This window comes from Citrobacter sp. Cpo147, assembly GCF_030332405.1.
In the GTDB taxonomy this organism is placed as follows: domain Bacteria; phylum Pseudomonadota; class Gammaproteobacteria; order Enterobacterales; family Enterobacteriaceae; genus Citrobacter; species Citrobacter portucalensis.
The window spans coordinates 139,023-151,121 of the sequence record NZ_JAOWHX010000031.1 but is presented as its reverse complement, the minus strand read 5'-3'; the positions used below and the strand labels follow the sequence as shown (position 1 = coordinate 151,121).

General features: G+C 48.8%; 12 protein-coding genes and 6 tRNA genes. 11 read left to right on the top strand and 7 right to left on the bottom strand.

What is annotated here, in order from left to right; all coding sequences use genetic code 11:
- Positions 1-133 precede the first annotated feature (133 nt).
- The 6 genes from OGY06_RS10540 (at position 134) to OGY06_RS10515 (ending at position 5,653) form a co-directional block, all read left to right on the top strand.
- The gene (locus OGY06_RS10540; protein WP_003834910.1) at positions 134-1,225 is read left to right on the top strand and encodes a YVTN family beta-propeller repeat protein; all 1,092 of its coding nucleotides are present in this window, start codon (positions 134-136) and stop codon (positions 1,223-1,225) included.
- Between the two features lie 77 nt (positions 1,226-1,302).
- A complete protein-coding gene (locus tag OGY06_RS10535) occupies positions 1,303-1,698 on the top strand; it encodes a DUF302 domain-containing protein (protein ID WP_286605287.1) in 396 nt (131 codons plus the stop codon).
- Between the two features lie 230 nt (positions 1,699-1,928).
- A complete protein-coding gene (locus tag OGY06_RS10530) occupies positions 1,929-2,198 on the top strand; it encodes a YdgH/BhsA/McbA-like domain containing protein (RefSeq protein WP_003834906.1) in 270 nt (89 codons plus the stop codon).
- 325 nt (positions 2,199-2,523) lie between these two features.
- Entirely contained in the window at positions 2,524-3,357 is an 834-nt protein-coding gene (gene xapA, locus OGY06_RS10525) for a xanthosine phosphorylase (RefSeq protein ID WP_003834904.1), read from the top strand.
- A 56-nt stretch (positions 3,358-3,413) separates the two neighbouring features.
- Positions 3,414-4,670 carry a nucleoside permease gene (locus OGY06_RS10520; RefSeq protein ID WP_003834901.1) on the top strand — a complete coding sequence of 419 codons (1,257 nt, stop codon included), beginning with the start codon at positions 3,414-3,416 and terminating at the stop codon, positions 4,668-4,670.
- A gap of 98 nt (positions 4,671-4,768) precedes the next feature.
- Positions 4,769-5,653 (top strand): LysR family transcriptional regulator, encoded by an 885-nt coding sequence (locus tag OGY06_RS10515; RefSeq protein ID WP_149335096.1) that lies wholly within the window; start codon positions 4,769-4,771, stop codon positions 5,651-5,653.
- 178 nt (positions 5,654-5,831) lie between these two features.
- Here the strand turns inward: OGY06_RS10515 and OGY06_RS10510 are convergent.
- From OGY06_RS10510 to OGY06_RS10495, 4 genes are all read right to left on the bottom strand, one after another.
- A tRNA-Lys gene (locus tag OGY06_RS10510) sits at positions 5,832-5,907 on the bottom strand.
- 4 nt (positions 5,908-5,911) lie between these two features.
- Positions 5,912-5,987: transfer RNA gene (locus OGY06_RS10505), tRNA-Val, on the bottom strand.
- A gap of 47 nt (positions 5,988-6,034) precedes the next feature.
- Positions 6,035-6,110: transfer RNA gene (locus OGY06_RS10500), tRNA-Val, on the bottom strand.
- A 46-nt stretch (positions 6,111-6,156) separates the two neighbouring features.
- Positions 6,157-6,232 (bottom strand) — tRNA-Val (locus OGY06_RS10495).
- A 258-nt stretch (positions 6,233-6,490) separates the two neighbouring features.
- Between OGY06_RS10495 and gltX the strand changes: the two genes are divergently transcribed.
- Positions 6,491-7,906 carry a glutamate--tRNA ligase gene (gene gltX / locus OGY06_RS10490; protein ID WP_003834898.1) on the top strand — a complete coding sequence of 472 codons (1,416 nt, stop codon included), beginning with the start codon at positions 6,491-6,493 and terminating at the stop codon, positions 7,904-7,906.
- 55 nt (positions 7,907-7,961) lie between these two features.
- On the opposite strand, the gene OGY06_RS10485 is transcribed toward gltX, so the two are convergent.
- Complete coding sequence (locus OGY06_RS10485; RefSeq protein WP_003834896.1) at positions 7,962-8,354, bottom strand: MerR family transcriptional regulator; 393 nt, start codon at positions 8,352-8,354, stop codon at positions 7,962-7,964.
- Position 8,355: 1 nt separating this feature from the next.
- Positions 8,356-8,718 (bottom strand): YfeC-like transcriptional regulator, encoded by a 363-nt coding sequence (locus tag OGY06_RS10480; protein WP_003028277.1) that lies wholly within the window; start codon positions 8,716-8,718, stop codon positions 8,356-8,358.
- Positions 8,719-8,939: 221 nt separating this feature from the next.
- Here OGY06_RS10480 and OGY06_RS10475 point away from each other — a divergent pair.
- Together OGY06_RS10475 and OGY06_RS10470 are read left to right on the top strand one after the other, a co-directional pair.
- Positions 8,940-9,015 (top strand) — tRNA-Ala (locus tag OGY06_RS10475).
- Between the two features lie 42 nt (positions 9,016-9,057).
- Positions 9,058-9,133 (top strand) — tRNA-Ala (locus OGY06_RS10470).
- 150 nt (positions 9,134-9,283) lie between these two features.
- Here OGY06_RS10470 and nupC read toward each other — a convergent pair.
- Entirely contained in the window at positions 9,284-10,486 is a 1,203-nt protein-coding gene (gene nupC / locus OGY06_RS10465; RefSeq protein ID WP_003834893.1) for a nucleoside permease NupC, read from the bottom strand.
- A 273-nt stretch (positions 10,487-10,759) separates the two neighbouring features.
- Here nupC and OGY06_RS23285 point away from each other — a divergent pair, with 273 nt between their 5' ends.
- Positions 10,760-10,834, top strand: coding sequence for a hypothetical protein (locus OGY06_RS23285; protein WP_418219455.1), 75 nt, complete (start codon positions 10,760-10,762; stop codon positions 10,832-10,834).
- On the top strand, positions 10,831-12,069 hold the full coding sequence (locus OGY06_RS10460; protein WP_003834891.1) for an Nramp family divalent metal transporter: 1,239 nt from the start codon (positions 10,831-10,833) through the stop codon (positions 12,067-12,069). Before OGY06_RS23285 ends, OGY06_RS10460 begins: the two co-directional genes overlap by 4 nt.
- Positions 12,070-12,099: the final 30 nt, after the last annotated feature.

Here is a 12,099-nt window from a genome sequence, read left to right as displayed (position 1 = left end):
ACAGTAGCTCGTTATAGGTAGAATTAACACGATCCCGATGGAGTAATATTAGTGACATGTTAAATAATCCTACAATAGCTGGTTGCTGAAACTAATCCGGTAAATATATTTAACTAATGGGGTATTGGCGGTGATGATAAGCAAAAATAAAATTTTAATTGCAATGCAAATTAGTATGCTGGCATGGTCTGGTTATACGTTTGCAGCAGACAGAGTGTATGTAGCAAATGAAGGTGCAGATTCAGTTAATGTACTTGATGCTGCGTCTTTAAAGACTGTAGATAAAGTACATGTTGGTAAAATGCCGCATAACGTTCAGGTGTCACCAGACAATAAAACAGTTTGGGTAACCAACCTTGGTGCTAACGGGACACATTCATCAGGCTCTGAACATATGGATATGAGTAAAGATGCTCATTCTGAGAAAATGGACATGGGCAAAGATTCTCATGCTGGCAAAAAGGAACATGGCGAAGTTTGGGTTATTAATGCCGAAAATGATACGGTTATTGCAAAACTTCCGGTTGGCGCACACCCTGCGCATGTTGTTGTCACCCCTGATGGGAAAATGGCGTATATTTCAAATAGTGCAGATAACACCATCAGCGTGATTGATGCAGAACATTTGAAAAATTTAACGACAATTAATGTAGGTAAATTCCCTCATGGCCTCAGAGTGAGTCCTGACGGTAAAGAAGTTTATATCGCGAATATGAAAGGGGGCTCGGTATCCGTTGTTGATACAGCCAGTAATAAAGAAGTCGCGCAGATCCCATTAGGTAAAATGCCAGCCCAGGTAGGTTTCTCACCGGACGGAAAACTGGTGTTTGTTTCCCTGTCTGGTGAAGATGCTGTAGCGGTGATTGATACAGCAACGCGTAAAGTTGTGAAGAAAATTAATGTCGGTACCGTACCAATCCAGCTGTTTGGCACTCCGGATGGTAAAAGCATGCTGGTAACCAATCAGGGCTCGAAGAGCAAGCCGGGTAACACAATAAACATGATTGATATCGCAAGCCTTACGGTAGCGAAAACCATCACCACTGGCGATGGGGCCCATGGCGTGGTTGTCGATAAAAATGGCAAATATGCTTACGTAACTAACTCATTTGCAAACTCTGTCTCGATGATTGACATTAATGAGCGTAAGGTAGTGAACACGCTTCCGGTAGACAACAACCCAAATGGTATCAGCTGGGGCTCTGTCGAAGTGACGCCTAAATAACTGTGCTAGCATTTATCAATACCCGTCATTCGCTGGCGGGTATTTTCATGAATATTCTATAAATAAAGGAACGACAGATGAGAAAGCCGGAGCGGACAAAAACGCTGCCTAGTAAGTTCAATTTTGATGATACTGTAAACAGACTCGTCAGCGTATTGAATGCTAAAAATATTCGTATTTTTGTGCAGGTTGATCAACAGCAAGCGGCAACGGATGTAGGTCTTGCTCTGCGACCGACTATGTTATTTCTGTTTGGTAACCCAAAGGGTGGTACTCCTGCCATGCAAGCAAATCCTCATGCGGCAATAGAGTTACCCCTACGGGTGGTTATTTGGCAGGATGACAATGGTGATACCCATATAGATTATCAGGATGCAAGTACTGTTCTGGAGTTTGATTATGGTGTTGCACATAATATTGTTGCTCCAGTTAGCATTTTGGCAACTCTTCTTGACGAAGTGGCCGGTAATTAATTGCAAATGGCACTAAATTCCTCGCGGATATTTAGTGTTATTTTTCTGCGTTTATTATGAAAGTATTTAACCCGCTATAATAAACCTATTGAACAATACATATGATGTTCATTACTCTTCAATGTTTGTCGATTCGTCTATTTTATAAATTGAAGGGTTTTTGTTTGCAATATTATGTGGAAAGTATATCTTGACGCTCAAATATTAATATGTAAGTTATGAGGATAGTTATGAAAAAGACATTAGTCACATCATTGGCCGCTTCTTTGTGTTTTCTCAGTCTGTCTGCCTTTGCTGCTACAGAAATCTCGCAACAAGAAGCCAATAGTTTAAAGCATGTCAAGTCAATCACCGTAACGGAAAATACGGTGAATCAATGTATGCACAAAATTTCGAAAATGGCAGATAAAGAAGGTGCTGATTTCTTTGTCATTAAGAACTTCTCTTCTACAGGCAATGGTTCTCAGGCTGTAGTGACCAGCGAACTCTATAAAAAGTAAACAGAAGTTTCCCCCGTTTTGATTATTGATTAGCGAAAGTGCGTTGTTATACCTGCTTTCGCTTATTAATAATCAACAAATGTTTGTCAGTCATTCTCAGGGCGGGCTTTGTCAGCCCACTCGTCTGACGAATTCCAGATATGTTGGTACTCCTTGCCATTTCTGGCAGAAAAAAAATGTGAGTTCAGGCTGATTTAGCACATACCATCTATACCGATTTACTATCGGTAATCGGGATAAACGGTATTGGTAATCGATTGCGTAGTCTCGCTATAACAATGCGGTACGCTACGTTATTTCGATTACTCAGTATTAAGGACATCTCATGAGCCACTCTCTTTTCTCGCAAAATCCCTGGTATAGCGCTGATATCATTCGTGGTTACAAACCGGATTTTACGCCGCGCGTAGCCTTTATCCTCGGCTCCGGCCTGGGGGCGCTGGCGGATCAAATTGAGGATGCGGTTGCCATCTCTTACGAGAAACTACCAGGGTTCCCGGTGAGTACCGTACACGGTCATGCTGGTGAACTGGTATTGGGAAATCTGGCGGGAATTCCGGTGGCCTGTATGAAAGGACGTGGACATTTCTATGAAGGTCGCGGTATGACGGTGATGACGGATGCCATTCGTACGCTGAAGCTGCTGGGATGTGAGCTGCTGTTTTGCACCAATGCCGCAGGCTCTTTGCGTCCCGAAGTCGGACCGGGTAGCCTCGTGGCGCTTAGCGATCACATCAATACGATGCCGGGTACGCCGATGGTAGGGCCAAACGATGAGCGTTTTGGTGAGCGATTCTTTTCATTGGCGAATGCCTATGATGCTGACTACCGTGCGGTCCTGCAAACTGTTGCCGCTGAGGAAGGATTCTCGCTGAGTGAAGGGGTTTTTGTCTCTTATCCGGGGCCGAACTTTGAAACCGCGGCAGAAATCCGCATGATGCAAATTATCGGTGGCGACGTGGTGGGGATGTCGGTGGTGCCTGAAGTTATCTCTGCGCGCCACTGCGGTTTGAAAGTGGTTGCGGTGGCGGCCATCACCAACCTGGCGGAAGGTCTGGGTGATGTTAAATTATCTCACGCGCAGACGCTGGCTGCGGCGGAACTCTCCCGGCAGAATTTCATCAATTTGATCTGCGGATTCTTGCGCAAACTGGCCTGAATAACTAAAAAATGACCCCGCTTGCGGGGTCTTACTTTATGGCAAGGAACGGAAAAATGGGTATCGCATCTCGCTTAAAGCTCATGTCGTTTTTGCAATATTTCATCTGGGGAAGCTGGTTGGTAACCCTGGGTTCCTACATGATTAATACCCTGGATTTTACCGGTGCGAACGTCGGTATGATTTACAGTTCGAAAGGGCTAGCGGCGATTATCATGCCGGGCATTATGGGCATCATTGCCGATAAATGGCTACGCGCCGAGCGCGCCTATATGCTTTGTCATCTTGTATGTGCGGGCGTGTTGCTATATGCCACAACCGTTACCGATCCGCAGACCATGTTTTGGGTGATGCTGGTTAACGCAATGGCGTATATGCCGACGATTGCGTTATCGAATAGCGTCTCATACTCGTGTCTGGCACAATCGGGTCAGGATCCGGTCACCGCGTTCCCGCCAATTCGTGTGTTTGGCACCATAGGGTTTATTGTGGCGATGTGGACAGTCAGTTTGATGGGACTGGAACTGAGCAGCGCGCAGTTGTATATCGCTTCAGGGGCATCGTTGCTGCTGGCTCTCTATGCGCTTACGTTGCCGAAAATCCCGGTTGCTGAGAAGAAAGCAAACACCACGCTTGCTAGCAAGCTCGGTCTGGACGCCTTTGTCCTATTTAAAAAACCGCAGATGGCAATCTTCTTTTTGTTTGCGATGATGCTGGGGGCGGTGTTGCAAATCACCAACGTCTTTGGCAATCCGTTCCTGCATGATTTTGCCCGTAACCCGGAATTTGCCGACAGCTTTGTGGTGAAGTATCCCTCCATATTGCTTTCCGTTTCACAGATGGCGGAGGTGGGCTTTATTCTCACTATTCCGTACTTCCTTAAACGCTTTGGCATAAAAACGGTGATGCTGATGAGCATGCTGGCATGGACGCTGCGCTTTGGCTTCTTTGCCTTTGGCGATCCGTCGCCGTTTGGTTTTGTGCTGCTGCTGATGTCGATGATCGTCTACGGCTGTGCGTTTGATTTCTTCAATATCTCGGGATCGGTATTTGTCGAGCAGGAGGTTAGCTCTAACATTCGCGCCAGCGCGCAAGGGCTGTTTATGACGATGGTAAACGGCGTTGGCGCGTGGGTGGGATCAATCCTGAGTGGTATGGCGGTAGACTATTTTTCTGTTGATGGCGTCAAGGATTGGCAAACTATCTGGCTGGTGTTTGCCGCGTATGCGCTGGCTCTGGCGGTTATCTTTGCATTGTTCTTCAAGTACAAGCATGAGCCTGAACGACTGGCACAGAAATCACCGGCACATTAACACTCCATTGGCGGCGGGATCTGATACCCGCCGTTTCATTTTCTGCGAGGCAATGTGATAACTTTGTGCATTATCCTTATTTCAGGAGCGCATTATCCATGGAACGCACGCACCGCATCGATCTGAAGTTACTGCGTTATTTTCTTGCTGTCGCAGAAGAACTGCATTTTGGACGTGCTGCTGCTCGCCTGAATATGTCGCAACCGCCGCTCAGTACCCATATTAAAGAGCTGGAGCAACAGCTCGGCACTTTGCTATTTATCCGTCATTCCCGCAGCGTGGCGTTAACTCACGCGGGAAAGATATTGATGGAAGAGTCGCGCCGACTGTTATCCAGTGCCAATCAGGCGCTGGCGAGAGTGGAGCAAATTGGTCGTGGTGAGGCAGGGCGAATTGAGCTTGGCGTTATCGGTACAGCGATGTGGGGAAAAATGCGTCCGGTGATGCGGCGTTTTATGAAGGATAATCCCAATGTTGAGGTGCTGTTTCGCGAGAACATGCCCGCGATGCAGATGACGATGCTGGAACGGCGTGAACTGGATGCGGGAATTTGGCGGATGGCTACGGAGCTTTCTCCCGGGTTTACCAGTTTGCGTTTGCATGAGTCCTCTTTTCTGGTTGCCATGCCGGAAGAACATCCTCTTACTGCCTGTGAGTCCATACCGCTGGAGGCGTTGAGAAATGAATATTTTGTCACAATGCCTTCCATTCATACTGACTGGGCATTTTTGCAGCGAGTTTGCCTGAGTGCTGGATTTTCCCCGATGATTATTCGTGAGGTGAAGGAGCCGCAAACGGTGCTGGCGATGATCAGCATGGGGATTGGTATTACGTTAATTGCTGACAGCTATGCGCAGATGAATTGGCCTGGCGTGGTATTTCGACCGTTAGAGGAACGTATTCCGGCGGATTTGTATATTGTGTATGACCAACAGCAGGCGACACCCGCGCTGGAGAAACTGGTAGCGGCATTGACGATGTGATGTCTGTGCCGGATGGCGACTAACGTCTTATCCGGCCTACGCGTGTTGTGTTGTCTGTGCCGGCCTACGTGCGCGGTATTCTCTGTAGGCCTGATAAGCGTAGCGCATCAGGCGATGCAGGTTAGAATCTTATAAATCGCAGATAGCAAAAAGGCGCCTTTAGGGCGCCTTTTTACATTGGTGGGTCGTGCAGGATTCGAACCTGCGACCAATTGATTAAAAGTCAACTGCTCTACCAACTGAGCTAACGACCCGAAGTGGTGGGTGATGACGGGATCGAACCGCCGACCCCCTCCTTGTAAGGGAGGTGCTCTCCCAGCTGAGCTAATCACCCACTTCGGTACTTCAATTTTATTGTAAGAAATCCAGCTGGCGAGAAAGTGGTGGGTGATGACGGGATCGAACCGCCGACCCCCTCCTTGTAAGGGAGGTGCTCTCCCAGCTGAGCTAATCACCCACTTCTCAATTTCTTACTCTACACGGCGGAGACTACATAAAGTAGTTGGTGGGTGATGACGGGTTCGAACCGCCGACCCCCTCCTTGTAAGGGAGGTGCTCTCCCAGCTGAGCTAATCACCCCCGCTGTGTGGAGTCGCATTATAGGGAGAGTTGAAAATGAGTCAACGCATTTTCTAAAGAATTTGTTCGTTCGTCGTAAATTTAAACAAAACGATCGCAAATCAATCCATGCAGCATGATTTGTATACGAAAATGGCAAAGCGTGATGTTCCAACCTGAACAACATTGAGGAATCAGACCACAGTGATAGAATACGAGCCTGATAATCTTCCCAGGATTTGCCGGTTGTCGGCATCTTTATAAACGTAAGGCCATTTCATGAAAATCAAAACTCGCTTCGCGCCAAGCCCGACAGGTTACCTGCATGTCGGTGGTGCGCGTACTGCTCTATATTCCTGGCTTTTTGCACGTAACCATGACGGTGAGTTTGTGCTGCGTATTGAAGACACCGATCTCGAACGCTCCACTCCGGAAGCTATTGAAGCCATTATGGATGGCATGAATTGGCTGAATCTGGAATGGGATGAAGGCCCGTACTTCCAGACCAAACGTTTTGATCGCTACAACGCCGTGATTGATGAGATGCTGGAAGCCGGTACCGCGTATAAATGCTATTGCTCCAAAGAGCGTCTGGACGCACTGCGCGAAGAGCAGATGGCAAACGGTGAGAAGCCACGTTACGACGGTCGCTGCCGCCACGGCCATGAGCATCATGCTGCTGATGAACCATGCGTGGTGCGTTTTGCCAACCCGCAGGATGGATCCGTTATTTTTGACGACCAGATCCGTGGGCCGATCGAATTCAGCAACCAGGAGCTGGACGATCTGATCATCCGCCGTACTGACGGTTCCCCGACCTACAACTTCTGTGTTGTTGTCGACGACTGGGATATGGAAATCACTCACGTTATTCGTGGTGAAGACCATATCAACAACACTCCGCGTCAGATCAACATCCTGAAAGCGCTGAATGCGCCGGTGCCGGTTTATGCACACGTGTCGATGATCAACGGCGACGACGGTAAAAAACTCTCTAAACGTCACGGTGCGGTCAGCGTTATGCAGTATCGCGACGACGGTTACCTGCCGGAAGCGCTACTGAACTATCTGGTGCGTCTGGGCTGGTCCAGCGGCGATCAGGAAATCTTCACCCGTGAAGAGATGATCAAACTGTTCTCCCTTAGTGCGGTGAGCAAGTCTGCCAGTGCGTTCAACACCGAAAAACTGCAGTGGCTGAACCATCACTACATTAATTCGCTGGCACCAGAATATGTGGCAACGCATCTGCAATGGCACATTGAGCAGGAAAATATCGATACTCGCGTCGGTCCGCAGCTGTCTGAGCTGGTTAAACTGCTGGGTGAGCGCTGCAAAACGCTGAAAGAGATGGCGCAGAGCTGCCGCTACTTCTACGAAGACTTTGCTGAGTTCGACGCGGATGCAGCTAAGAAACACCTGCGTCCGGTAGCGCGTCAGCCGCTGGAAGTGGTTCGCGATAAGCTGGCTGCTATCAGCGAGTGGACGGCAGAAAACGTGCACCACGCGATTCAGGCAACCGCTGATGAGCTGGAAGTGGGTATGGGTAAAGTTGGGATGCCGCTGCGCGTAGCCGTAACCGGCGCGGGTCAGTCTCCGGCGTTAGACGTCACGGTGCATGCGATTGGTAAATCACGCAGCATTGAGCGTATTAATAAAGCGCTGGCGTTTATTGCTGAGCGTGAAAGCCAGCAGTAAGATCGATTGAGCTATGAAACAACGGCAGGAGCGCATCCTGCCGTTTTTTTGCCTGTTATTCAGACTCATCAATACCCAGACGGGTAAGAAAAGTGCGAATACCTTCGCGCGAAATATACATAGCCAGCTTTTCTTGTTCCGTTGGGGACATGTTGTCCAGTGCGCTGATTATCTGGCGACAGGCGTGGCTACGCACCACGTGGGTATATTCTGCCAGCGGTTCCTCAGCCTGATAAATTTCAGGGACTTTGCGAAAAGCCGGAATATTGAGCAGAAACGTACGGACGCTGGAGTCGATATGGATCAGCCTTGCACGACCCCCTTTAACGCCGGGAAACTTTTCGGTGGTCCAGTTTTGTTCTCTGATCCAACGATTGACGGTTTGTTTGGCAACCCCGAGACATTCCGCCAGTTCTTCGGTCGTCATTTTGCTGCGTAATTTTTTCATATTATTTGTTGTCGCGGATCCCTAAGCGTTGTAACAAACCCGTAATGCCTTCACGCAGGATCAGTGACGTAAACATTTTTTGTTCTGACGGAGTCATCTCTTTGGCGAGCCTAATCAGTAGAGCTTCGATAGAGGTATCGCCGGATAACGATAAATTATCTGATAAACCTTCGGCTGAACGCTCAGCACTGCGAATGTATTCACGAACTTGTTCGGTGACGTGAACCAGACGCGCTTTACCGCCCTGTACGCCTGGTTTTGGTGATGTAGCCCAACCCTCCTTGCGCACCCATTTATTGATGGTCTGTCGGCTGTATCCGGTCAGATTAGCAAGTTCTTCTGGCGTCATCCGTTCCTTGAACATAACGATTCCCTGAATAGTCGTGGGGTTAATTAGTGGCTCATTTTATAGCACCATTTTAGTAGAAACCGTGACGCGTTTAACTACTGAATGCGAGTTGTTACGCAATGTTCTTCATTTGACTGCTTTTTCAGCGATTGAATTCTATGAGTTAATTTTGCCGTTGACACACGCGAAGGGAATTCATATGATGCCGCCCGTCAACTCGACAAGCTTTACGTAATGGGGCTATAGCTCAGCTGGGAGAGCGCTTGCATGGCATGCAAGAGGTCAGCGGTTCGATCCCGCTTAGCTCCACCAAATTTAATCCCAATAAATTTGGTACGTACGTAATAGCATCGTGGGGCTATAGCTCAGCTGGGAGAGCGCTTGCATGGCATGCAAGAGGTCAGCGGTTCGATCCCGCTTAGCTCCACCAAAATTTAAACCCTCGCTGAAAAGCGGGGGTTTTTTGTTTCTGTTTCCTACCTGTTCTTATCCTGTATCTCTTCGGTTTGCTGAATAGCAGGCATAAAAAAACCGGGGAGAAGAATCTCCCCGGTCTTATCAATACGACGTTGTCTTACGCTTACAGCACCAGTGCGGCGATAGATGCAGACAGTACGCTCACCAGCGTAGAGCCGTACACCAGCTTCAGACCGAAGCGGGAAACCACGTTACCTTGCTCTTCGTTCAGACCTTTAATCGCACCGGCGATAATACCGATGGAAGAGAAGTTAGCGAAGGAGACCAGGAACACGGACAGGATACCTTCTGCACGCGGAGAGAGCGTGGCGGCAATTTTCTGCAGATCCATCATCGCAACGAATTCGTTGGAAACCAGTTTGGTTGCCATGATACTGCCCACCTGCAGCGCTTCGCTGGACGGCACACCCATTACCCATGCAACCGGGTAGAAGATGTAGCCCAGGATGCCCTGGAAGGAGATGCTGTAGCCAAACCAGCCGGTCACGGTGGCGAACAGGGCGTTCAGGGCTGCGATCAGCGCGATGAAACCAATCAGCATAGCTGCAACGATAATTGCCACTTTGAAACCTGCCAGGATGTATTCACCCAGCATTTCGAAGAAGCTCTGGCCTTCGTGCAGGTTAGACATCTGGATGTTTTCTTCGCTGGCATCAACGGTGTACGGGTTGATCAGCGACAGCACGATAAAGGTGCTGAACATGTTCAGAACCAGCGCCGCAACCACGTACTTCGGCTCCAGCATGGTCATGTACGCGCCGACGATAGACATGGAAACGGTCGACATCGCCGTTGCAGCCATGGTGTACATACGGTTGCGAGACATTTTGCCGAGAATATCTTTATAGGCGATAAAGTTCTCGGACTGACCCAGGATCAGGGAGCTGACGGCGTTGAAGGATTCCAGCTTGCCCATACCGTTCACTTTGGATAACAGGAAACCAATCGCGCGGATGATAACCGGCAGAACGCGGATATGCTGCAAAATACCGATAAGAGCGGAAATGAAGACGATTGGGCACAGCACTTTCAGGAAGAAGAATGCCAGTCCTTTGTCGTTCATGCTGCCGAAGACAAAGTTTGTCCCTTCATTAGCGAATCCGAGGAGTTTTTCAAACATCTCGGAGAAGCCTCTCACGAAGCCCAGACCGACATCAGAGTTCAGGAAGAACCATGCCAGTAACACTTCAATAACAAGCAATTGAATAACATAACGAATGCGGATTTTTTTACGGTCACTGCTTACCAGCAGTGCGAGTACCGCAACCACGGCAAGGGCCAGGACGAAATGAAGAACGCGGTCCATATTTGCTCCAAATATGAGGCAGGTTTAGTTTTCGTGCACATTCTATGTAACAACCATAAAGAAAACGAGATCAAACACACACTATAATAAGGACCTGTGACGAGATTCAAAATTAGTGATCGGTGATACACTTCTGTTATGTTTAGTATGGAAGTGAAAAGTTATGTCATTGTGCTAATCTCATAACAATAATTAAACATCTCACCGGTATTTCCAGAATCCTTATCGATCCATAGACAAACGCTATCAGAGAAATCAACTTCACCCATCAAAATGAATTTGATAATCATTCTCAATAGGCGTAGCTTGAAACATAGCAAAGGCTATGTTTCTGAGGCACTAAAATGACTAACGATCGCGTTGAGAGTAGCAGTGGACGGGCAGCGCGCAAGTTGAAGCTCGCATTAATGGGACCTGCGTTCATCGCGGCGATCGGCTACATTGATCCGGGCAACTTCGCCACCAACATCCAGGCAGGGGCCAGCTTTGGCTATAAACTGTTGTGGGTGGTGGTCTGGGCAAACCTGATGGCGATGCTGATTCAGGTGCTGTCGGCAAAGCTGGGTATTGCCACGGGTAAAAATCTGGCGGAGCAAATTCGCGATCACTATCCTCGTCCGGTGGTGTGGTTCTACTGGGTGCAGGCCGAAATTATCGCCATGGCGACAGACCTTGCTGAATTCATTGGTGCCGCGATTGGTTTCAAATTGATCCTCGGCGTGTCGTTATTGCAGGGGGCCGTGCTCACCGGTATCGCGACTTTTTTGATTCTGATGTTGCAGCGTCGTGGGCAAAAACCGCTGGAAAAAGTGATTGGCGGCTTGCTGCTGTTTGTGGCTGCGGCTTACATTGTGGAACTGATCTTTTCCCAGCCGAACTTCGCGCAACTTAGCAAGGGAATGGTTATCCCGAGCCTGCCTAATTCCGAAGCGGTGTTCCTGGCGGCTGGCGTGCTCGGCGCGACTATCATGCCACACGTCATTTATCTGCACTCTTCCTTAACTCAGCATCTGCACGGCGGAACACGTCAACAGCGCTATGCTGCCACGAAATGGGATGTGGCAATCGCCATGACGATTGCTGGATTTGTCAATCTGGCGATGATGGCGACGGCTGCCGCTGCATTTCATTTTAGTGGGCATACCGGTATTGCCGATCTCGATCAAGCATATCTGACACTTGAACCGCTGTTGAGTCACGCTGCGGCGACGGTATTCGGTTTAAGCCTGGTGGCTGCGGGACTTTCTTCTACCGTGGTCGGTACGTTGGCCGGGCAGGTGGTGATGCAAGGGTTTATCCGCTTTCACATTCCGCTATGGGTACGCCGTACCGTCACCATGATGCCATCATTTATTGTGATTTTGATGGGACTGGATCCGACGCGTATTCTGGTGATGAGCCAGGTGTTGCTCAGTTTTGGTATTGCACTGGCGCTGGTGCCGCTGTTGATCTTCACCAGCAACAGTCAGCTGATGGGCGATTTGGTGAATACCCGATGGGTAAAACAGGTAGGCTGGGTGATTGTTGTGCTGGTGGTGGCGCTCAATATCTGGCTGTTGGTAGGAACCGCACTCGGTTTGTAAAAACAAAAGGGCCTGTTGGCCCTTTTGTTA

Bases quoted from the DNA above. Each gene is read 5' to 3' on its own strand.
- OGY06_RS10540 (WP_003834910.1), top strand. From the start codon at position 134: ATGATAAGCAAAAATAAAATTTTAATTGCAATGCAAATTAGTATGCTG.
- OGY06_RS10535 (WP_286605287.1), top strand. From the start codon at position 1,303: ATGAGAAAGCCGGAGCGGACAAAAACGCTGCCTAGTAAGTTCAATTTT.
- OGY06_RS10530 (WP_003834906.1), top strand. From the start codon at position 1,929: ATGAAAAAGACATTAGTCACATCATTGGCCGCTTCTTTGTGTTTTCTC.
- xapA (WP_003834904.1), top strand. From the start codon at position 2,524: ATGAGCCACTCTCTTTTCTCGCAAAATCCCTGGTATAGCGCTGATATC.
- OGY06_RS10520 (WP_003834901.1), top strand. From the start codon at position 3,414: ATGGGTATCGCATCTCGCTTAAAGCTCATGTCGTTTTTGCAATATTTC.
- OGY06_RS10515 (WP_149335096.1), top strand. From the start codon at position 4,769: ATGGAACGCACGCACCGCATCGATCTGAAGTTACTGCGTTATTTTCTT.
- gltX (WP_003834898.1), top strand. From the start codon at position 6,491: ATGAAAATCAAAACTCGCTTCGCGCCAAGCCCGACAGGTTACCTGCAT.
- OGY06_RS10485 (WP_003834896.1), bottom strand. From the start codon at position 8,354: ATGAAAAAATTACGCAGCAAAATGACGACCGAAGAACTGGCGGAATGT.
- OGY06_RS10480 (WP_003028277.1), bottom strand. From the start codon at position 8,718: ATGTTCAAGGAACGGATGACGCCAGAAGAACTTGCTAATCTGACCGGA.
- nupC (WP_003834893.1), bottom strand. From the start codon at position 10,486: ATGGACCGCGTTCTTCATTTCGTCCTGGCCCTTGCCGTGGTTGCGGTA.
- OGY06_RS10460 (WP_003834891.1), top strand. From the start codon at position 10,831: ATGACTAACGATCGCGTTGAGAGTAGCAGTGGACGGGCAGCGCGCAAG.